Source organism: Staphylococcus lugdunensis (assembly GCF_002901705.1).
GTDB classification, from domain to species: domain Bacteria; phylum Bacillota; class Bacilli; order Staphylococcales; family Staphylococcaceae; genus Staphylococcus; species Staphylococcus lugdunensis.
Window position 1 is genome coordinate 114,724 of the sequence record NZ_PPPV01000012.1, and the last position, 22,081, is coordinate 136,804.

Below are 22,081 nucleotides of genomic sequence, written 5' to 3' on the forward strand. Positions count from 1 at the left end.
AACATGATATAATAACTATCAAGGAGCGTGATTCTTGTGGAGATTGAACAAAATCGTACATTGCAACGCATAAAAACGCTAACTGAGTTGCATGGTGCACCAGGATTCGAAAATGATGTTAAAGCCTATATGAAAGCTGAAATGACACCTTATATTAGTCATTTTGTAGAGAATAAATTAGGCGGATTTTTTGGAGTGAAAAAGTCTAGTACAGCCAATGCTAAAAAAGTAATGATTGCTGCACACATGGATGAAATAGGATTTATGATTACTGAAATAACAGATAATGGTTTGCTGCACTTTACAAATCTTGGAGGTGTTGCCAATGATATTTGGCAAGGGCAAAGACTAACTATCAAAACACGTCAAGGTGATCAAATATTAGGGGTTGTAGCTAATATTCCTAAACATTTCCGCACTGGAAATGAAGCTGCACCTAAAATACATGATTTACTACTAGATATAGGTGCAACTAGTGCTGAAGAAGTCCGTGAACGCGGTATTGAAATTGGTGATTCTATAGTGCCAGCAACAACATTATCACGTCTGTCAGAATATCGATTTAGTGGAAAAGCATGGGATAATCGCTATGGGTGTGTCCTTGCTATTGAAATATTAGAATTATTAAAAGATGTTGAATTAGATGTGGATTTATATGTTGGTGCGAATGTGCAAGAAGAAGTAGGTTTACGTGGTGCAAGAGCATCTGCCGAATTGATTCAACCAGATATTGCATTTGTTGTTGATTGTTCACCAGCTAATGATGTAAAAGGCAAAGGACGTTTGTCCGGTGAATTAGGTGAAGGGACATTAATTCGAATTAAAGACGGCACAATGATCTTAAAACCAATTTTTAGAGATTATCTATTGAAATTAGCGAATGAAAAAGAGATAAATTATCAATATTATATGTCACCTGGTGGTACGGATGGGGGAGAAATACATAAGGCGAATCAGGGTATACCTACTGCGGTCATAGGTGTTTGTGCGCGCTATATTCATAGTACGGATGCTGTGTTTGATATTAGAGATTATTTTTCAGCACGACAGCTTTTAATGGAGGCTGTGGTTAACTTAGATTGTCATCAAATTAATGAATTACAATATGAAATTTAAGGGAGAATTAAATTATGATCCAACTTGAATCTGAACAACAATTTGATAAATTAAAGCAAAGTAATGTCGTATTTGAGTTTACTGCGGGGTGGTGCCCAGATTGTAAAATCATTGAACCAGATTTGCCAATTTTAGAGCATAAGTATCCACAATTTCAATTTGTCTCAGTAGATAGAGATCGTTTTATAGATTTATGTGTAAAATACGATATTATGGGAATTCCAAGTTTTTTAGTGTTTAAAGATGGTGATATGTTAGGTTCATATATTGGTAAAGAACGCAAATCAATTGCCCAGATTGATGAATTTTTAGCACAATATTGTTAAAATATTATTTTAGCAGTCAACATCGCTTAATTTTTCTGTAATTAAGGCTATATTTATTGTAAAATAATAAATGGTGTGAAATTGAGGTGTAAAGATGAACGTCTTTAAGATGAGAGACGAATTAAAGCAACGATTAAAATATTTAGACGTTGATTTTAAGTTTGATCGTGAAGAAGAAACTCTACGTATCTATAGAAATGATAATCATAAAGGCGTTACGATTAAATTAAATGCCATAGTTGCTAAGTATGAAGAGCAACAAAATAAAATTATTGATGAAATTGTCTACTATGTTACAGAGGTGATTTCACAAATGCAGGACCAAGGATTAGACCAAATTTCTGATATAAATATCATGCCAGTTATTCGTTCCACAAGTTTTGAGAAAAAGACTAAGGATGGAAGTGCATTTGTAATTGATAAACATACAGCTGAAACAAACGTTTATTACGCTGTTGACTTAGGCAAATCTTATCGTTTAATTGATGAAAGTATGCTAAAACAAATGAATATAACGACACAACAAGTAAAAGAAATGTCTTTATTTAATTTGCGTAAGCTTGAATGTTCTTATTCCACTGACGAAGTGAAAGGTAATATATTTTATTTTATTAATTCAAACGATGGTTATGATGCTAGCCGTATATTAAATACAAAATTACTTAATGAATTTGAACAACAGTGTGAAGGTGAAATGCTTGTAGCTGTACCACATCAAGATGTGCTTATCATTGCTGATATAAGAAATAAAACTGGCTATGATGTGATGGCTCATTTAACGATGGAATTTTTCACTAAAGGATTAGTACCTATTACCTCCTTATCATTTGGATATAGTAAAGGTCACTTAGAACCGATTTTTATTTTAGGTAAAAATAACAAACAAAAAAGAGATCCTAATGTTATACAGAGATTAGAAGCAAATAGAAAAAAGTTTAATCATAAAGAATACTAGAAGCGATATAGAGGAGTTTTAAATGATGAATTTATTTTACAATCCCAAAGGCGTTGGAGATGTGGCATTTCTACAAATAAATCCTGTTGAAGGTGACGTTGCTTATGAAATCAAAGAAAATGTTGTTCAATTAACACAAGATAACGCTGTTGTTGGTTTTAATATTTTCAATTTTTCTCATTATTTTCATATTCAAGACGTGGGTAATATTAAATTAACAGAGGAAATACTTAACAAATTGCAACAAGTCATTTCAGAAGCTGGTTATTCATATCAATTAGATGCTGATTTATCTCCAAAATTTGTTGTGGGTTATGTGAAAACAAAAGAAAAGCATCCTAATGCAGACAAGCTAAGTATTTTATCTGTTGACGTTGCAACAGAAGTATTGCAAATTGTTTGTGGTGCACCTAATGTAGAAGCTGGGCAAAAAGTTGTTGTTGCTAAAGTTGGCGCTGTTATGCCTAGTGGTATGGTTATTAAAGATGCGCAACTACGAGGTGTTGATTCAAGCGGTATGGTATGTTCAATGAAAGAACTTAACTTGCCGAATGCGCCACAAGAGAAAGGCATCTTGGTATTATCTGATAATTACCAAATTAGACAAGCATTTTTTGAATAAAAGTAGGAAGGTAGTGAGTATATGAGCTGGTTCGATAAATTATTTGGCGAAAATAATCATTCAGATAGTGATGTCTTTTTTCGTAAAACGCGTCGTCAACATTCAAAGCATCAATTAAATAGCGAAGACTCATTACTTCCTGAAAATAATGATATCTACGAAAGACCAAAAGGAAAATTTCGATTTCCTATGAATATTTCAGATAATGAAGTTCAAGATGATATTTCATCAACCGATAACGTTAATGAGCGTAACAATAATCGCCGTCGACAAACATATCAATCTGACTTCACAACTGGTCAAGCACATACACACCGCCGTAGACATAGAAATTATACAGGAAGTGGGCAACGCGCAACATCTTCACATGATGACAGACACAAAGAACAATCACATGCAGATAGTCAATCCAGATTAAAGAAACAAGCATCAGCATATACAACACAACAAACATCACCGCATTCGCATTATTCAAGCACTAAACCACGCTTTAAATTGCAATCTGAGCGGATCAAATCGTCTGCAAATGAAGCGAAACCTACATATCAAGCACATAGTTTTAAAGCTAGTGAAGTTCCCTCAGCTATTTTTGGAACAAAAAAAAGACGTCCAATTGAAAATGGTATCATTCCTGATGTTGAGCATGATAAGCGTGATGATGAAAGCCGAAATAACGATAAACAACAAACTGAAGTTAAAAGAGATACACAGCAACCAGTGCAGTCAACTCAGGCTGAAAATACGAATCAACAAAGTCAACACAATGATGAGACAACGCATCGCGATGATATTATAAAAAAACGCCAACCCGCACGAAATAATACTATAAATATCGAAAACATTTATGCTTCTCAGATTGTTGAAGAAATACGTAAAGAAAGAGAACGCAAAGTGTTACAAAAACGTCGATTTAAAAAGGCATTGCAAGATAAACGTCAGCAGAAACAACATCAAGATGATGACATACAAAAAGCCATAGATGCTATGTATGCCAAACAAGCTGAACGTTATACGGGTGAAAGTTCGCTTAATGACGATACATCGTTAAAAGATAATAATCGGCAAGCTGAGCATACTTCCGAAGATACTCATAATGATAACAACGATGAAAAAAGAGATTATCACTATGAGGAAATAGCTTTAGATGATATTCAACAAATTCAAGAATTAACAGATGATCAAGTTAATGTGTCAGACATTACTGATGTTTCTGCTGATAAAAGCTCAAATAACATTCAGCAATCGGATGACCAAGAAACATTAGAAGCTGAACAGCATAAAAATATGTTAGACAGAGAACAACACAGTGATAAACATCAAGATGATCATTTGATAGACAATGACATTACAGATGCAGAATATCATGAAATAGAGCAGGCTGACATTTCGACTAAAACTGCTGATGACAATAATACGCGTTCAAACAGTGATAATAGAGAAAGTTCTACAATTAAACAAGGTCATGCATATCGAAATCATGAGTCGCATAACGACATCGACTCAAAACAAAGTGCACAACACAGCGCAACTAAGTTGCAACAGAAAAAATCAGCAACGAAAAAAGAGCATAATCATGACACAACATATGCTGTAAAAGCACAAAATAAGAACAATATTAAGCTAGGTTCTAAACCATTTAACGTCGTTATGACACCATCTGATAGAAAAAGAATGATGGATCAACAAGCCAAAAGACGAGAAAAACAAGTTAATGTGCCAGAGTTAGCTCCACAGACATCACAAACATTAGACAAAAACAATGTCGCTAAAAATCATGAAAGTAATCATAACGTAATAGAAAGAAACACTGATGAACTAAGTCAAGATATATATCCACAAAATGAAGATTTAGAAGACGATTCCACTAATATACAGGCAAATGTAAATGCGACACAACCTGATGGTGAAATAAAACAATCTAAGAATGATAACAATAATATAACTGCAAAACCTGAACAGACAATGATACGAAGAGGCCCGAACATTAAGTTGCCGGATTTAGATATTTTAAATGATGCTCAACCACAAGAAATTGATGAAACATGGATTGATAGCAAAAAGCAAGAGCTTAATGATGCATTCTATTATTTCAATGTGCCAGCAGAAGTGAAGAATGTTACAGTTGGACCAAGTGTAACACGCTTTGAATTGGCTGTTGAAAAGGGTGTTAAGGTATCAAGAATTACTGCATTGCAAGATGATATCAAAATGGCACTTGCAGCCAAAGATATACGTATCGAAGCGCCAATTCCTGGTACAAGTCTAGTTGGTATTGAAGTTCCAAATCAAAACCCCACGAAGGTAAACTTAAAATCAATATTAGAGACTGAGCATTTTAAGCATTCTGAATCAAAATTAACTGTAGCAATGGGTAATCGAATTAATAATGAACCGTTGCTTATGGATATCGCTAAAACACCACATGCTTTAATTGCAGGTGCAACAGGTTCAGGTAAATCCGTATGCATTAATAGCATATTAATGTCTTTATTGTATAAAAACCATCCAGAAGAATTGCGGTTACTATTAATTGACCCTAAAATGGTAGAATTAGCACCGTACAATGATTTACCTCATTTAGTTTCACCAGTAATTACAGATGTTAAGGCCGCTACACAAAGCCTGAAATGGGCTGTTGAAGAAATGGAACGACGCTATAAATTATTTGCGCAATATCACGTTCGAAATATTACTGCATTTAATAAAAAAGCATCTTATGAACAACGTATTCCTAAAATTGTCATAGTTATAGATGAACTTGCTGATTTAATGATGATAGCGCCACAAGAAGTAGAGCAGTCTATTGCTAGAATTGCTCAAAAAGCGAGAGCATGTGGTATTCATATGCTAGTTGCTACACAAAGACCATCAGTTAATGTTATTACTGGTTTGATTAAAGCTAACATACCTACGCGTATTGCCTTTATGGTTTCATCAAGCGTTGATTCACGAACAATCATAGATAGTGGTGGTGCAGAACGTTTACTCGGATATGGTGATATGCTATATCTCGGCAGTGGAATGAACAAGCCAATTCGAGTCCAAGGTACATTTGTATCTGACGATGAAATTGATGGTGTTGTAGATTTTATTAAGCATCAACGCGAACCAGATTATTTATTTGAGGAAAAGGAACTATTAAAGAAAAATCAATCACAAGCTCAAGACGAATTATTTGAGGATGTATGTGAATTTATGATAAAAGAAGGTCATATATCAACGTCATTAATTCAACGACATTTCCAAATTGGATATAATCGTGCAGCACGAATTATCGATCAATTAGAACAACTAGGTTATATAACAGGAGCAAATGGTTCTAAACCTAGAGATGTATTGATAACAGAAGCTGATATAACAAATAATTAAATGAATAAAGGAGTATAAGTGATATGACGCATTATCATTTTGTTGGTATAAAAGGCGCTGGCATGAGCTCTTTAGCGCAAATCATGCATGACTTAGGACATGAAGTTCAAGGGTCTGATATTGAAAAATATGTATTTACTGAAGTAGCATTAAAAAACAAAGGCATAAAAATATTACCTTTTAGTGCAGAAAATATAAAAGAGGGTATGGTAGTCATACAGGGAAACGCTTTTCCAGACACTCATGAAGAGGTTGTTAGAGCGCATGATTTAAAACTAGACGTTATTAAATATCATGATTTCCTTGGTCACATTATCGATCAATATACCTCTGTGGCTGTTACAGGCGCACATGGGAAAACATCAACAACTGGATTGTTATCACATGTCATGAATGGTGATAAAAAGACATCATTTTTAATTGGAGATGGCACAGGTTTGGGAATACCTCAAAGCGACTACTTTGCTTTTGAGGCATGTGAGTATCGTCGACATTTTTTAAGCTATCGTCCTGACTATGCTATTATGACAAATATCGATTTTGATCATCCTGATTATTTTAAAGATGTAGAAGATGTTTTTGATGCATTTCAAGAGATGGCTAATAATGTAAAAAAAGCAATTATAGCTTGGGGGGACGATGAACATTTACGTAAACTTAACGTGGATATCCCAATATATTATTATGGTTTAAGTGATAAAGATGACGTATATGCCAATGATATTCAAATTACTGATAAAGGTACTGAATTTGATGTATACATCAATGGCAAATATTACGATCACTTCTTAACACCACAATATGGCAATCATAATATTCAAAATGCGCTTGCAGTAATAACAATTAGCTATTTAGAAGATATGGATGTTGCAAATATTAAAGAAGCACTTGAAACATTTGGTGGTGTCAAACGTCGGTTTAATGAAACTAAATATGATCAACAAATATTAGTTGATGATTACGCACACCATCCACGAGAGATTAGTGCTACAATAGAAACAGCAAGAAAGAAATATCCAAATAAAGAAGTCATTGCAGTCTTTCAACCGCATACGTTTTCTAGAACACAAGCATTTTTAAATGAGTTTGCTGATAGTTTAAGCAAGGCTGATCATGTCTTTTTATGTGAAATCTTTGGTTCTATTCGAGAAAACACAGGAGACTTAACGATTCAAGATTTAATCAAACGTGTTGACGGATCTGCATTAATAGACGAAAATAATATTGACATATTAGAACAATTTGATAATGCTGTGATTTTATTTATGGGCGCTGGTGATATACAAAAAATACAACGTGCATACGAACACAAATTAGGTATAACAAATAATTTTTAATATGTTTATACATTATTCTCATGGGTATTTAATACTAATGACATTTTTAATAGGTATTTAGGAGGCGTTTTTAATGGATTGGATTTTACCAATTGCTGGAATAATCGCTGCAATTGCATTCTTAATTTTATGTATAGGTGTAGTTGTTGTGTTAATGTCAGTTAAGAAAAATTTAGATCACGTAGCAAAAACTCTTGATGGTGTTGAAGGCCAAGTTCAAGGTATTACACGTGAATCTACAGATTTACTCCACAAAGTAAATCGTTTAACAGAGGATATCCAAGGTAAAGTTGAACGTTTAAATTCTGTTGTTGATGCTGTTAAAGGTATTGGCGATTCTGTTCAAAATTTAAATGGCTCAATTGATAAAGTAACAAATTCAATTACTCACAATATCTCTCAAAATGAAGATAAAATTTCTCAAGTAGTGCAATGGTCCAATGTTGCAATGGAAATTGCAGATAAATGGCAAAACAGACACTATCGTAGAGAAAGTTCAAACTACAAAACAAGTTCTGTAGCTGATGACACTAAAATCCATTAAATAAAGCTGCTTAACTTTTGTAGAGAAAACTTTTTAATAAGATGTAATTTCATGCACTTAAATGAGGTTTGTACCTGTTTAAGTGCATTTGTTATAGGAGGAGTTACAATGAGTCAAAAATTTAATCAACAACCACTTGAACATACACATTCAGGTGATATTTTATCTCATGATAGTTACCAACATCAAAATTTAACGCCCTATTCTAATGAAGTTCCAAAACGAAAAGACTTTGTAGTAAGTTTTATTACTGGCGCAATTATTGGTTCAACGATTGGTCTATTATATAAAAATAAAGGTTTTGAAAAAATAGATGAACTTAAAAAGAAAGAACAAGAATTAGAACAGAAATATCTTAATATAAAAGAACAAGCTGAAACGAATTTTAACGCTATAAAAAGCAAGATAGAAGACTTTAAACAACAAGATAGTATTTCACCAGATGAAATAGCAGCACAACAACAAGCTATTAAAGAAGAAGTAAATGATACATTAAAAGATGATTCACCAGAAGCACAAGAGATTCAGCAAGCTAAAGCAGAAGCACAAGAAGAGAATAAAAAAGAAGCGAGTGCCACAGAAATAGCAGCACAACAACAAGCAATAAAACACGAAACAAACGATACATTAAAAGCGCCTTCTAATAAAACAAAAAAGATGATAGCAAATAATCAAGCACAGCGTTTAGCACAAGCAGCAAAAGGCAAAGCTCAAAAAATGGAACAAGATAGCTCTGTTACGGCTAAAACAAAAGCGCTATTAACTGAACCAGAATTAAAATTTGTGAAAGTTGAACGTGTTCCAAATTTAGTTACAAAGCCTTCAATAAATCAACCAGAAGCACAAATTAAAGACCAACAAACGCATCAGTCAGCACATTTTGATAATGGCGTAATTACGCATGAAGAAAAGTCGATTCAGCAGGATAATTCAACTAAAAATGAACATAAATCAACACCTAAACAAGCACAACGTGTAGAAAAAGCTAAAAGTAAAATTGATAAACGTACTTTCAATGATTAAATATTTAAAGGTATCTTCATCTATAATTAAGTTATAATGGAGATACCTTTTTACTTTATGTTATTAATATCAGAAAATTCTAAAAATATAGATCGTATGAGGTTGAAGAATAAAAAAAGAATTGTTAAAATAGAGTTTAATATTAATAATTTTATCGCTTTAAAGTGACACTAATTGTTAAAACAGAATTTTGAGGTGAGTATTTATGGGTAATAAATTAGAATCATACAGAGAAGAGATTGTATCGATTAATAATCAAATATTAGATTTGTTGTCCAAACGTGGGGAATTGGCGCAAAAAATTGGTGAAGAAAAATTAAAACAGGGTACGAGAGTTTATGATCCACAACGTGAAAAAGAGATGATAAACGATTTATTAGATCGAAATCAAGGTCCTTTTAATGATAATGTAATTAAACAGTTATTTAAAGAAATTTTTAAAGCGTCCACAGATTTACAAAAATCAGAAAATGAAAAACATTTATATGTATCAAGAAAATTAAAGCCAGAAGATACAGTTGTAACATTTAAAAATGGTGGCATTATTGGAGATGGTAAGAAATCATTTGTTTTTGGTCCATGCTCCGTTGAATCACAAGAACAAGTAGATGCTGTAGCTCGTAATCTTCAACAAAAAGGTGAAAAATTCATACGTGGTGGTGCTTTTAAACCTCGTACATCACCTTATGATTTCCAAGGACTCGGTTTAGAAGGGCTTAAAATATTAAAAAATGTCAAAGAAAAATTTGGATTAAATATTGTTAGTGAAATCGTTAATCCTGCTCACTTTGAACTTGCGGATGATTATTTAGATGTTTTCCAAATTGGTGCACGTAATATGCAAAATTTTGAATTACTAAAAGAAGCTGGTCGTACAAATAAACCTATATTACTAAAACGAGGGCTTTCAGCAACAATTGAAGAATTTACATATGCTGCTGAGTATATTGCCTCTCAAGGAAATAAAAATATAATTTTATGTGAGCGTGGTATTCGCACATATGAAAAAGCTACAAGAAATACATTAGATATTTCTGCAGTACCAATTCTTAAACAAGGTACACATTTACCTGTTATGGTAGATGTAACACATAGTACGGGTAGAAAGGACATTATGTTACCAACTGCAAAGGCAGCATTAGCAGTCGGTGCTGACGGTGTAATGGCCGAAGTTCATCCTAACCCTGCTGTTGCATTGAGTGATAGTGCTCAACAAATGGACTTAGATGAGTTTGACGCATTTTACAGCGAACTTAAACCACTTTCTGAATTATATAATAGCAAAAAGTTAAAATAGTTATTAGCTGAATTCAAGTACCTGTCATATTAATGAATCACTATGGCAGGTATTTATTTTAATTAGTAAATATTTTTTACAGATATGTGAACGAAATTAAAACATATTTAATACATAAGTTTTTTGTGTTAAACTTTGAAAATGAAATGAAAACACGATATAATAATAAATAAACCGCTTACAGGAGGACGCTATGACAGTTACAATTTATGATGTTGCTAGAGAAGCCAGAGTATCCATGGCAACCGTTTCAAGAGTGGTTAACGGTAATCAAAACGTAAAACCAGAAACACGTAAAAAGGTCAATGAAGTGATAAAGCGCTTAAATTATCGACCTAATGCAGTTGCTCGCGGATTAGCTAGTAAACGTACAACAACAGTAGGTGTAATTATTCCAGATATTTCAAATATTTATTATTCACAATTGGCTCGAGGTATAGAAGATATTGCAACGATGTACAAATATCATTCTATTATTTCTAATTCAGATAATGATCCTGAAAAAGAAAAAGAGATATTCAATAATTTATTAAGTAAACAAGTGGACGGTATTATATTCTTAGGTGGTACGATTTCAGATGAGATAAAAGATTTAATAAGTCAATCATCAGTGCCCGTTGTTGTTTCGGGAACAAATGGAAAAGACGATCAAATTGCATCAGTTAATATTGACTTTAAATCGGCTGCCAAAGAAGTGACAGAACAACTTATTCAAAATGGTGCAACTAAGTTTGCGCTTGTTGGTGGAGATTATTCGAAAAAGGCCCAAGATGATGTACTTGATGGCTTAAGCGAGGCTCTAAGGGAGCATCAACTTAAACTTGACGATGCTTTACATCTTACTGGAAAAGAAAGTTATAAAGAAGGTGTACATGCATTTGAACAGTTACAAGGCCATCATCCGGATGCTATTTTAGTCATTAGTGATGAGCAAGCAATTGGAATTTTGCATAGTGCTCAAGACAAAGGTGTGAAAGTCCCTCAAGATTTACAAATTGTAAGTTTTAACAACACGCGTTTAGTTGAGATGGTTAGACCAAAATTATCAAGTGTGATTCAACCATTGTATGATATTGGTGCAGTTGGTATGCGCCTATTAACGAAATATATGAATGACGAGCCTATTGATGAACCTAATGTGATTTTGCCACATAGAATTGAATACAGAGGAACAACAAAATAATTTTGGTGGAAAAATAAAAAATAGTATATAACCTAGTCATAAAATATATGCGGGTCTGGGATATAAATTCCTAAAAACAGCAGTAAGATCATTTTCAATTAGAAAATATATTACTGCTGTTCTCTATTTTCACAATACTTCGTATTGAATGGCTTCGCTTTCCTAGGATGCCGTCTCAGCCACCCTAACTTGCTTTGTCCGATGGCTTTCTTTTCGAAGGCCTATCTGTTGGGGCCCCACCCCAACTTGCTTTGCTTGGCGAAATGCTTTTCGTATTTCTCTTTGTTGGAGCCCTGTCTTCGACTGGCACTGCTCCCTCAGGAGTCTCGCCATAAATGCTACGTATTAACATGTAATTTCACCTTTAAATGTTTAAAAAATAAGGCAGTTTCGTATCATTTAATAAATACCACTAAACTAAATTAACGAAGTGCCTTATGTATAAAGCTTATAACATGAATCAACTTACACTATACACTACCAATGGAAACTTCAATACTTATTCCTACAAATGATATTTCTCGATATGTAAATGAAATTGTTGAAACAATCCAAGATAATGAATTCGATGAATTCAAACACCATCGTGGGGCTACATCTTATCACCCTAAAATAATAACAAGCTGTATATTATCTAATACATAATAGAAATTGTCTTTTTTACATTGTTTAAGAACTTAATATCTCAGACCTTTTTTGCGTTTTATACAGCTATAATTGTAATATTATTAGAATTATCGAAAAATTCACAAAAAAGACACCCTATAAATTTTACAAAGTGCTAATATAAAATTGAAAAGAATTATTATGAGGTGATTGATAATGAGTAATACTAAAAAAGTAGCAGTCGTAACTGGCGCAGCACAAGGTATTGGTTTTTCCATTGCACAACGTTTATTTAATGATGGATTTAACGTAGCTGTCGTTGACTATAATTATGAAGGCGCTCAAGAAGCAGCAGCTAAATTGAATAAACAAGGTCAAGAAGCAGCAGCATACAAAGCTGACGTATCCAATCGTGATGAAGTATTTAAAGTATTGGGTGAGGTTGTAAATCATTTTGGAGATTTAAATGTACTTGTTAATAATGCTGGATTAGGACCAATGACGCCAATCGAAACAGTTACACCAGAACAATTTAATCAAGTCGTTGGTGTTAATGTCGGTGGTGTATTCTGGGGCATTCAAGCAGCACTAGAACAATTTGAAAAATTAGGACACGGCGGTAAAATTATTAATGCTACTTCACAAGCTGGTGTTGAAGGTAACGCAGGTTTGTCTTTATACAGTAGTACGAAATTCGCAGTTCGTGGTCTTACACAAGTAGCAGCACGTGATTTAGCTGAAAAAGGCATTACAGTTAATGCTTTTGCTCCAGGTATTGTTGAAACACCAATGATGAAAGGTATTGCTGTTAAATTAGCTAAAGAAAATAATCAACCAGAAGAGTGGGGTTGGAAACAATTCTCAGATCAAATTACTTTAAAACGACTTTCAAAACCAGAAGATGTAGCTAATGTTGTTGGCTTTTTAGCTAGCAGTGATTCTGATTATATCACTGGTCAAACAATTATAGTTGATGGTGGTATGCGCTTCCATTAATCATATTGTTTTATTCGACATGAACAGCTCTACTGTGACAAAGACTTCAAACACTTTCGTTAAATGCAACTACGAGTATTTATGCGAAAGTGTTTCTCTTTGTTTAAATACTATTGATACCATGATTTAATACGTAAAGCACGTTCTAAATTATGCTTACTTATTTCTTCTCTTCGTGGAATATTAATATAGTGTTCGAGACTTTCATTCCAAGTTTGTGGTAACGGTTTTGGAGCATAACTTGTCCATTTATTAATCCAAGTTTGTGGTAAAGCACCATGAGGTTTAGTTTGTCTTGTTAATGCTAAGTAAACATGACTCCATGCTCTTGGAACTACAGTCCAAATATTATAACCTCCACCACCAAACATAATAATTTTGCCATCAGTATATGTTTCTGCAAGTGCATTTATTAGATAGGGAATTTGATACAATGCATCAAGCGTACAATTCATATGAGTTAATGGATCTTGAAAATGAATATCTACCCCATGCACACTCAATATTATATCTGGTTTAAATGCTTCAATTATAGCATTAAGTGATAGCTCCAAGCATTCAAGATATGAGGCATCTTCTGTATAAGGCTCTAAAGGTAGATTGACTGTGTAACCATATCCTTGATCCTCTCCACGTTCAGTATAATGTCCTGAGCCAGGAAATAGAAATTTTCCCGTTTCATGAATGGAATAACACATTATTTCTTCATCAGTATAAAATCGCCATTGTGTACCATCTCCGTGATGTGCATCAGTATCCACAATTAATACCCGCTGGCCGTATTTTTGATTTAAATATTTAGCCGTAATTGCGACATCATTATAAACACAAAATCCATTGGCACGTCCTTCTAGAGCGTGATGCAAACCACCACCAAGATGACAACCATTATGATAAATGCCTTTCATAATCAAATCTGCTAATGTTAATGCGCCGCCAACAATTCGAGCACTATGGCTATGCATATTATTAAACTGATTCGTATCTTCGCCACTTAATCCATATTTATCAGCTTCTTGATTACTTAAAATACCATGTGATGCATGTTTAATTGCTTGTACGTAATCGTATTGATGCACGAGGGTTAGTTCATTCGTTGTTGCAATAGGTGGTTCCACTATATTACTATTGTTTAAATAGCCAGCCGTCTGCAACAATTCTGTCGTTAGTTTAAGTCTCATTTGATTAAAAGGATGATGATTATCAAAACGATATTTTAATAATTTATCTGAATAGACATATCCAGTTTTTCTTTTATCATGCATCATATCAAACTTCCTTTAGTAAATAGAATTTAAAAGAAAAAGCGATTTTGAAAGCGTAAATCATCAAATGCTTGTTGTTGATCGAGTGTGATACGATTGCCAATGCGAGCCATCAAGCAATTGGCAGGGTGACTTGTGATTTCAGGTTCGTCTGTAGCAAAAACTTCTAATCCACCTTTGGCCATCATTTTTTGCATCACTTTTTTATATTCAAAAACATCTAACTTTGCTTGTTTTAAATCCCAATGCCAATAATATTCTGTCGTTAAAACAATATAATCTTCAAACTCATTACTAGAAAGACTAGTTGCGATGAGTAGACCACCCAAATGTAAATGACGATATTTTGGACATAATTCAATGGCACCCAATTCAATAAGATAAGGTAAATGACCTTGAGACCAACGCTCAAACTCATCCGGATAGTGATAGGTTACATAGCCAATGATATGTGTGCGTTCTCTAATGATATATACTCGACCTTCCATCAGGCGTGAAATTTCTAATAAAGCATTAAATTGTTCCTTTGGAGGTCGAAAAGCATCAAGTTGATCATCGAAAGTAAGCGTTTTCAAAAAACTGCAAGATACAGGTCCTTCAATAACAAAATGAATATCTTGTATGTTGATATTTTTTAAGACATAAGTTTTGACATGCTTCATTGATTTCCGCCTCCGACATCTTATTATAATTAGTATAAAGGCTATGGACGTAAATTAAAAATATAAATGTAAAAATTCTCTAAAAATTTTGAATAACACAAAAATTTATGTATAATACATGCTAAGAAAGCGATTTCATATAAGGGGGATTTCAAATGAAGGTAGAAGTATATAAGAGTGAACCGGGAGAATATAATTTAAGCAATTATGAGGATGTATATCAAAACTTTGATTGGAATGAAGTAGAAAAAGCTTTTTCATGGTATAAAACAGGGAAAATCAATATGGCATATGAATGTATAGATCGTCACGTAGACGATGGTAAAGGAGACAAAATCGCTTTAAACTATAAAGATAATGAGCGTCAGGAACAATATACATTTTCAGATATACAGCACTTATCCAATCAAGCGGCGAATGTATTAGTAGAGCATGCAAATGTGCAAAAAGGGGATCGCGTTTTTATCTTTATGCCGAGAACACCTGAATTGTATTTTGCCTTTTTAGGTATATTAAAAGTAGGTGCAATTGTTGGTCCATTATTTGAGGCTTTTATGGAAAAGGCAGTAACAGATCGTTTAGCGAATAGTGAAGCCAAAGTTGTTATAACAACAAATAAATTACTTCATCGTATACCACAAGAAAAATTACCACATCTCAAAAAAATCATTATCGTGGATGATGATGTGTCTGATGACTATATAGATTTTAATAAGTTAATGCAATCAGCTAGCACATCATTTAATATCACATGGTTACAACGCGACGATGGTTTAATATTACATTATACTTCAGGTTCAACAGGACAGCCTAAGGGCGTACTTCATGTACAACAAGCAATGCTACTTCATTATATAACGGGGAAATATGTATTAGATTTACAAGAAAACGATGTATATTGGTGTACAGCTGATCCTGGTTGGGTTACTGGAACTTCTTACGGTATATTTGCACCTTGGCTAAATGGCGTCACAAATTGTATAGCAGGTGGACGTTTTACGCCTGAACAGTGGTATAAGATGATTGAAGCATTCAAAGTTACAATTTGGTATACGGCACCAACCGCGTTACGCATGTTGATGAGTGCTGGTGATGATATTGTTCAAAAATATAATCTGTCAATGTTACGATCTATTCTATCTGTGGGAGAACCATTAAACCCAGAAGTTATCAAATGGGCAAAATCAGCATATGGTAAACGTGTTCTTGATACGTGGTGGATGACTGAAACAGGAGGACATATGATTGTTAATTATCCTGCAATGGATGTCAAATTGGGTTCTATGGGAAAACCAATTCCTGGTGTGGAAGCTGCTATTATCGATGATGAGGGAAATGAATTGCCAGCTAATCGTATGGGCAATTTAGCAATAAAAAAGGGGTGGCCGTCTATGATGTATGAAATATGGGATAATCCAGAAAAATATCGTTCTTATTTTATAGGAGACTGGTATATATCTGGGGATTCAGCATATAAAGATGAAGATGGGTACTTCTGGTTTCAAGGTCGTGTAGATGATGTCATCATGACAGCAGGCGAACGTGTGGGACCATTTGAAGTCGAATCTAAATTAGTTGAGCATGAAGCTGTTGCTGAAGCTGGTGTTATCGGAAAGCCTGATCCAGTACGTGGTGAAATTATAAAAGCATTTGTTGCTTTACGCCAAGGATATGAACCGACTGATGATTTAAAAGAAGATATTAAAAAATATGTAAAAGAAGGTCTATCAGCTCATGCTGCTCCTAGAGAAATTGAGTTTAGAGATAAATTGCCTAAGACGCGTTCAGGTAAAATTATGCGACGTGTACTTAAAGCATGGGAACTTAATTTAGATGCAGGTGATTTAAGTACTATGGAGGACTAAAAATAGCAGGAACTTATTTTTAAAATAAAAGATGCTTTTCCTTATATAATCAACAATTGAATGTATAGTTTGGAACGCAAAATGATAATATATTTTACCATTTTGCGTTTTCAATATGTATGCGATATTTGCTAAATAAATAGCCAAAATATACGTATATTTATTTTACATGCATATGTTTTTAGTCAAAATAATTGTAAACGCTATCAAAAATTCGACATCATTGGCAGAGTTAGTTATTATTAAGTATGTAAGAAATTATGATACCCAAACAATCAGGGTGCTCTTACAATATACTATTTAGAACAAGGGGTTGAAAGTAGTTGGCACATTTATCAGATTTAGAAATTGCAAATCAATCAACATTAAGACCAATTGGGGAGATTGCTAAGAAAGCAGGGATTCCTGACGAAGCGTTAGAGCAATATGGTCATTATAAAGCAAAGATTGATATTAACAAAGTTAATTCTAAAGGCGAAAAAGGTAAAGTAGTATTAGTTACTGCGATGAGTCCTACGCCAGCTGGTGAAGGGAAATCAACAGTTACTGTTGGTTTAGCTGATGCATTTAATGAGCTAAATAAAAATGTAATGGTTGCGTTGCGTGAACCTGCACTTGGACCAACTTTTGGTATTAAAGGCGGTGCAACAGGTGGTGGCTATGCACAAGTGCTGCCAATGGAAGATATTAACTTACACTTTAATGGTGACTTCCATGCGATTACAACAGCAAACAACGCATTATCAGCATTTATTGATAATCATATTCATCAAGGCAATGAATTAGGCATTGATGTACGCAGAATTGAATGGAAGCGTGTTCTTGATATGAATGATCGAGCATTACGACATGTCAATGTTGGCTTAGGTGGTCCAACTAACGGTGTACCACGTGAAGATGGGTTTAACATTACAGTTGCCTCAGAAATTATGGCTATTTTATGTTTAGCACGTGATATCAAAGATTTAAAATCAAAAATTAGTCGCATTACAATTGGTTATACACGTGATCGTAAACCAATTACTGTAGCAGATTTAAAAGTTGAAGGCGCATTAGCGATGATTTTAAAAGATGCAATTAAGCCAAACTTAGTTCAATCAATCGAAGGAACACCAGCACTTGTTCATGGTGGACCTTTTGCTAATATCGCTCATGGTTGTAACTCTATTTTAGCTACTGAAACAGCTCGAGACTTAGCTGATATTGTAATCACTGAAGCTGGTTTTGGTTCTGATTTAGGTGCAGAAAAATTCATTGATATTAAAGCACGTGAAGCTGGATTTGAACCATCAGCTGTTGTCTTAGTTGCAACTGTACGTGCATTAAAAATGCATGGTGGCGTTGCAAAAGATGATTTGAAAGAAGAAAATGTTGAAGCTGTTAAAGCTGGTATTGTTAACTTAGAACGTCACGTTAATAATATTAGAAAATTTGGAGTTGAACCAGTCATTGCTTTAAATGCTTTCATTCATGATACAGATGCTGAAACAGAGTATGTCAAGCAATGGGCAAAAGAAAATAATGTGAGAATAGCACTTACCGAAGTTTGGGAAAAAGGTGGAAAAGGTGGCGTAGACCTAGCTAATCAAGTATTAGAAGTCATTGATCAACCACAAGAATTTAAATTCTTATATGATTTAAATCAACCACTTGAAGAAAAAATTGAAACAATTGTCAAAGATATTTATGGCGGTGCTTCAGTAACATTTAGTAAAAAGGCTAAGCGACAATTAAAAGACTTTAAAAATAATGGTTGGGACAATTATCCAATTTGTATGGCAAAAACACAATATTCCTTTAGTGATGATGCCACAGCATTAGGTGCTCCAACTGGTTTTGATATTACAATTAGAGAGTTAGAAGCTAAAACGGGAGCTGGATTTATAGTTGCTTTAACTGGTGCAATTATGACAATGCCAGGATTACCGAAAAAACCTGCAGCTTTAAATATGGACGTAACAGATGACGGCCATGCTGTTGGATTATTCTAGGTGATACGTGCTAATAGTTTAAGACTTAAAGGTTTCTGACAAGTTGAAGAAGGCAATTTCTATTAAGTTTCAATAGAAATTGCCTTCTTTGCTATGTTTCTTATATTAAGAGCCATTAAATAAAATCAAGCGTATATACATAAAAATAAAGTAGACAGCTTAGCTGCAGATATATAATTAATTTTAATATCATTTGGTGTTTATTTAATGATGCCAAAGGAAATTTTAAATGTTTTATTTAACTTGCATCTTGTTTATCTCGTTGTAATAGGTGATGTTTGATATCGAAATTTAAGGCTTTGTGGTAATCTTTTACAGATATTTTGTTTTCAACTCGCATACGTTTTAGTACATAGTGTTGTCTTTGTATACCTATATTAAATTGATTATTATTTTTGATTGAGCCATCTTCATCATATGGTGTATAAGTGTATGGACTTTGTAGTAAGCCTATTAAGTATGCAGATTCTGCAATATTAAGTTTAGATGGTGGGATACCAAATAAACTATACGATGCAGATGCGATACCTGTGATGTTAGAGCCATTATAATCTCGTCCAAAAGGAACTACGTTAAGATATGTGTATACAATTTCGTCTTTAGTTAATATCTTTTCTAAGCGCAGTGACAATACGAGTTCGTTTGCTTTACGACGGTACGTCTTCTCACTACTTAATACTTGGTTTTTAATCAGTTGCTGTGTAATTGTACTTCCTCCAGATGATTGTTTCACATTGAAAACATCTTGAATCATTGCACGAATTAATGCCTTTGGTAAAATACCATTATGCTGATAGAATAATGTATCTTCTGAGGATGTCAATGCAGCAATCACGTTTGAATTTACACGTTTAGGTCCAACAATTAAAGTATTTTGGGACTGATCATATGCTTGTAAGATATTATTATTTTTATGATCAATCGCTTCATCTCCAGCAAAGTGTATGGCTTTCTTCTTTAATTCATTGTCACTCATTGCTGACGCATGTGATGTAATGCGATGGAAATAAAACATACTTGCAATGAAAAGAATCAATAAAATAAGGCAGAGTAGCGCAAACATCGTAATTAAGATATGCTTGATTAATTTATACTTGGTCTCATATTTTAAATATGAAGCCTGTTGCATATATGCCACAAATTTTTTTATCATTCACATGCGTCCTTTCTGAAAGTACGTCTAGTATATCATATTTTACTAAGTTGACTTTTAAAACAGAGTTCTTTATAATTATGTCAATTCCATAAATATTGGATAGTAAGGACAAGTAGCAGTTATAAAGGTCTTCAGAGAGTTAGTGGGTGCTGTGAACTAACGCTTTTTAATTGTGAATACACCTTTTAAAATATATCCAACGTTTAATTAATGAACGTATCATTAAGAGAGTGGTATCACATGTTGATGCTAAAGTATGGTGGTAACGTGCAAAAGCGCCCTTACATTTTGATAATGTAGGGGTTTTTATTTTTTTAAGGAGGTATACAGATATGACAAATGCTTTATTAGAGGATTTAAAGTGGAGAGGGTTAATTTATCAACAAACTGATGAAGAAGGTATTGAGGAGTTATTAAACAAAGAACAAGTATCTTTATATTGTGGTGCGGACCCTACGGCAGATAGTTTACATATTGGACATTTGTTACCGTTTTTAACTTTGAGACGTTTCCAACAGCATGGACATAGACCAATTGTGCTCATTGGCGGCGGTACAGGTATGATTGGTGATCCATCAGGTAAATCTGAAGAGCGTGTGTTACAAACTGAAGAACAAGTTGAGGATAATGTTCAAGGTATCAATGCACAAATGCATAAATTGTTTGAATTTGGAACTGAAAAAGGTGCCGTTTTAGTTAATAATAAAGATTGGTTAGGTCAAATTTCATTGATTAGTTTCTTACGAGACTATGGTAAGCATGTAGGTGTAAATTATATGCTCGCTAAAGATTCAATTCAATCTAGATTAGAAAATGGTATTTCTTATACAGAGTTTACTTACACGATATTACAAGCCATAGACTTTGGACATTTAAATCAAAATTTAAATTGTAAAATTCAAGTAGGTGGCTCTGATCAGTGGGGCAATATCACAAGTGGTATTGAATTAATGCGACGTATGTATGGTCAAACTGAAGCGTATGGGCTTACTATTCCTTTAGTTACTAAATCAGATGGTAAGAAATTTGGTAAATCTGAATCTGGAGCTGTTTGGTTAGATGCTGATAAAACAAGTCCATATGAATTCTATCAATTCTGGATAAATCAATCTGACGATGATGTTATAAAATTCTTAAAGTATTTTACTTTCTTAAATAAAGAAGAAATAGAACGTTTAGAAGCATCAAGAGATGAACAACCTCATTTACGTGAAGCCCAAAAAGCACTGGCTGAAAATGTGACTAAATTGATTCATGGCCAAGATGCTTTAGATGATGCGATACGTATTTCACAAGCATTATTTAGTGGTGACTTGAAATCTTTATCTGCTAAAGAACTAAAAGAAGGTTTTAAAGACGTTCCTCAAGTAGAATTATCTGCAGACAATACTAATATTGTTGAAGCTCTAGTTGAAACAGGGATTTCTTCATCAAAACGACAAGCTCGTGAAGATGTAAATAATGGTGCGATTTATATTAATGGTGAGCGACAGCAAGATGTTAATTACAATTTATCAAGTGAAGATAAGATAGAAAATGCTTTTACAATTATTAGACGTGGTAAAAAGAAATACTTTATGGTGAATTATAGATAACAGAATATGAATAAAGGGTCTGGGACATTAAGTTCTTAAACAATGTAAAAAAGACAATTTCTATTAAAATTATTTGATAGAAATTGTTTTTTCTCTTATGCATTAGATAATATACAGCGCGTTAATTTAGTTTAGTGAAGTTTATTAAATTATACGAAAGTGCCTTATTTTTT

At 33.6% G+C, this 22,081-nt stretch carries 17 protein-coding genes and 1 pseudogene; 15 read left to right on the forward strand and 3 right to left on the reverse strand.

Going from position 1 to position 22,081, the window contains the following annotated elements:
* The first annotated feature begins 36 nt into the window (after positions 1–36).
* From CD041_RS01335 to CD041_RS01385, 12 genes and pseudogenes are all read left to right on the forward strand, one after another.
* Positions 37–1,116 (forward strand): M42 family metallopeptidase, encoded by a 1,080-nt coding sequence (locus CD041_RS01335; protein WP_080606552.1) that lies wholly within the window; start codon positions 37–39, stop codon positions 1,114–1,116.
* Between the two features lie 14 nt (positions 1,117–1,130).
* The gene (locus tag CD041_RS01340; protein WP_002458827.1) at positions 1,131–1,442 is read left to right on the forward strand and encodes a thioredoxin family protein; all 312 of its coding nucleotides are present in this window, start codon (positions 1,131–1,133) and stop codon (positions 1,440–1,442) included.
* Positions 1,443–1,536: 94 nt separating this feature from the next.
* Positions 1,537–2,397 (forward strand): DUF1444 domain-containing protein, encoded by an 861-nt coding sequence (locus CD041_RS01345; RefSeq protein WP_070648725.1) that lies wholly within the window; start codon positions 1,537–1,539, stop codon positions 2,395–2,397.
* Positions 2,398–2,422: 25 nt separating this feature from the next.
* Positions 2,423–3,019: a YtpR family tRNA-binding protein gene (ytpR, locus tag CD041_RS01350; RefSeq protein WP_180991371.1), complete on the forward strand. Its 597-nt coding sequence runs from the start codon at positions 2,423–2,425 to the stop codon at positions 3,017–3,019.
* A 21-nt stretch (positions 3,020–3,040) separates the two neighbouring features.
* On the forward strand, positions 3,041–6,388 hold the full coding sequence (locus tag CD041_RS01355) for a DNA translocase FtsK (protein ID WP_070648728.1): 3,348 nt from the start codon (positions 3,041–3,043) through the stop codon (positions 6,386–6,388).
* Positions 6,389–6,411: 23 nt separating this feature from the next.
* Positions 6,412–7,725, forward strand: coding sequence for a UDP-N-acetylmuramate--L-alanine ligase (gene murC / locus CD041_RS01360; RefSeq protein ID WP_037545500.1), 1,314 nt, complete (start codon positions 6,412–6,414; stop codon positions 7,723–7,725).
* Positions 7,726–7,798: 73 nt separating this feature from the next.
* Positions 7,799–8,269: a DUF948 domain-containing protein gene (locus CD041_RS01365; RefSeq protein ID WP_002458832.1), complete on the forward strand. Its 471-nt coding sequence runs from the start codon at positions 7,799–7,801 to the stop codon at positions 8,267–8,269.
* Positions 8,270–8,377: 108 nt separating this feature from the next.
* Complete coding sequence (locus tag CD041_RS01370) at positions 8,378–9,292, forward strand: Maebl (RefSeq protein WP_080606554.1); 915 nt, start codon at positions 8,378–8,380, stop codon at positions 9,290–9,292.
* Between the two features lie 205 nt (positions 9,293–9,497).
* Positions 9,498–10,589 (forward strand): bifunctional 3-deoxy-7-phosphoheptulonate synthase/chorismate mutase, encoded by a 1,092-nt coding sequence (locus CD041_RS01375; RefSeq protein ID WP_002458834.1) that lies wholly within the window; start codon positions 9,498–9,500, stop codon positions 10,587–10,589.
* Positions 10,590–10,782: 193 nt separating this feature from the next.
* Positions 10,783–11,772, forward strand: a complete 990-nt coding sequence (gene ccpA, locus CD041_RS01380; RefSeq protein WP_002458835.1) for a catabolite control protein A — start codon at positions 10,783–10,785, stop codon at positions 11,770–11,772.
* Positions 11,773–12,209: 437 nt separating this feature from the next.
* Positions 12,210–12,405: pseudogene (locus tag CD041_RS12050) on the forward strand (IS5/IS1182 family transposase); the annotation flags it as partial.
* Positions 12,406–12,594: 189 nt separating this feature from the next.
* Positions 12,595–13,374, forward strand: a complete 780-nt coding sequence (locus CD041_RS01385; RefSeq protein ID WP_070648393.1) for a (S)-acetoin forming diacetyl reductase — start codon at positions 12,595–12,597, stop codon at positions 13,372–13,374.
* 110 nt (positions 13,375–13,484) lie between these two features.
* On the opposite strand, the gene CD041_RS01390 is transcribed toward CD041_RS01385, so the two are convergent.
* Both CD041_RS01390 and CD041_RS01395 read right to left on the reverse strand, forming a co-directional pair.
* Positions 13,485–14,642 carry an acetoin utilization protein AcuC gene (locus CD041_RS01390; RefSeq protein ID WP_002458839.1) on the reverse strand — a complete coding sequence of 386 codons (1,158 nt, stop codon included), beginning with the start codon at positions 14,640–14,642 and terminating at the stop codon, positions 13,485–13,487.
* Between the two features lie 26 nt (positions 14,643–14,668).
* Complete coding sequence (locus tag CD041_RS01395; RefSeq protein WP_002478025.1) at positions 14,669–15,301, reverse strand: hypothetical protein; 633 nt, start codon at positions 15,299–15,301, stop codon at positions 14,669–14,671.
* Positions 15,302–15,456: 155 nt separating this feature from the next.
* On the opposite strand from CD041_RS01395, the gene acsA reads away from it, so the two are divergent.
* Positions 15,457–17,166, forward strand: coding sequence for an acetate--CoA ligase (acsA, locus tag CD041_RS01400; protein ID WP_080606555.1), 1,710 nt, complete (start codon positions 15,457–15,459; stop codon positions 17,164–17,166).
* Between the two features lie 323 nt (positions 17,167–17,489).
* Entirely contained in the window at positions 17,490–19,157 is a 1,668-nt protein-coding gene (locus tag CD041_RS01405) for a formate--tetrahydrofolate ligase (RefSeq protein WP_002492633.1), read from the forward strand.
* A gap of 238 nt (positions 19,158–19,395) precedes the next feature.
* Here the strand turns inward: CD041_RS01405 and CD041_RS01410 are convergent, their stop codons facing one another.
* Positions 19,396–20,310 carry a biosynthetic peptidoglycan transglycosylase gene (locus tag CD041_RS01410; protein ID WP_002458843.1) on the reverse strand — a complete coding sequence of 305 codons (915 nt, stop codon included), beginning with the start codon at positions 20,308–20,310 and terminating at the stop codon, positions 19,396–19,398.
* A gap of 335 nt (positions 20,311–20,645) precedes the next feature.
* Here CD041_RS01410 and tyrS point away from each other — a divergent pair, with 335 nt between their 5' ends.
* Positions 20,646–21,908, forward strand: a complete 1,263-nt coding sequence (gene tyrS, locus CD041_RS01415) for a tyrosine--tRNA ligase (RefSeq protein ID WP_002458844.1) — start codon at positions 20,646–20,648, stop codon at positions 21,906–21,908.
* Positions 21,909–22,081 lie beyond the last annotated feature (173 nt).

Excerpts from the sequence above, each read along its gene's own strand:
- tyrS (WP_002458844.1), top strand. The coding sequence starts at position 20,646 with ATGACAAATGCTTTATTAGAGGATTTAAAGTGGAGAGGGTTAATTTAT.
- CD041_RS01345 (WP_070648725.1), top strand. The coding sequence starts at position 1,537 with ATGAACGTCTTTAAGATGAGAGACGAATTAAAGCAACGATTAAAATAT.
- CD041_RS01340 (WP_002458827.1), top strand. The coding sequence starts at position 1,131 with ATGATCCAACTTGAATCTGAACAACAATTTGATAAATTAAAGCAAAGT.
- CD041_RS01385 (WP_070648393.1), top strand. The coding sequence starts at position 12,595 with ATGAGTAATACTAAAAAAGTAGCAGTCGTAACTGGCGCAGCACAAGGT.
- CD041_RS01390 (WP_002458839.1), bottom strand. The coding sequence starts at position 14,642 with ATGATGCATGATAAAAGAAAAACTGGATATGTCTATTCAGATAAATTA.
- CD041_RS01370 (WP_080606554.1), top strand. The coding sequence starts at position 8,378 with ATGAGTCAAAAATTTAATCAACAACCACTTGAACATACACATTCAGGT.
- acsA (WP_080606555.1), top strand. The coding sequence starts at position 15,457 with ATGAAGGTAGAAGTATATAAGAGTGAACCGGGAGAATATAATTTAAGC.
- murC (WP_037545500.1), top strand. The coding sequence starts at position 6,412 with ATGACGCATTATCATTTTGTTGGTATAAAAGGCGCTGGCATGAGCTCT.
- ytpR (WP_180991371.1), top strand. The coding sequence starts at position 2,423 with ATGAATTTATTTTACAATCCCAAAGGCGTTGGAGATGTGGCATTTCTA.
- CD041_RS01375 (WP_002458834.1), top strand. The coding sequence starts at position 9,498 with ATGGGTAATAAATTAGAATCATACAGAGAAGAGATTGTATCGATTAAT.
- CD041_RS01355 (WP_070648728.1), top strand. The coding sequence starts at position 3,041 with ATGAGCTGGTTCGATAAATTATTTGGCGAAAATAATCATTCAGATAGT.
- CD041_RS01365 (WP_002458832.1), top strand. The coding sequence starts at position 7,799 with ATGGATTGGATTTTACCAATTGCTGGAATAATCGCTGCAATTGCATTC.
- CD041_RS01395 (WP_002478025.1), bottom strand. The coding sequence starts at position 15,301 with ATGAAGCATGTCAAAACTTATGTCTTAAAAAATATCAACATACAAGAT.
- ccpA (WP_002458835.1), top strand. The coding sequence starts at position 10,783 with ATGACAGTTACAATTTATGATGTTGCTAGAGAAGCCAGAGTATCCATG.
- CD041_RS01410 (WP_002458843.1), bottom strand. The coding sequence starts at position 20,310 with ATGATAAAAAAATTTGTGGCATATATGCAACAGGCTTCATATTTAAAA.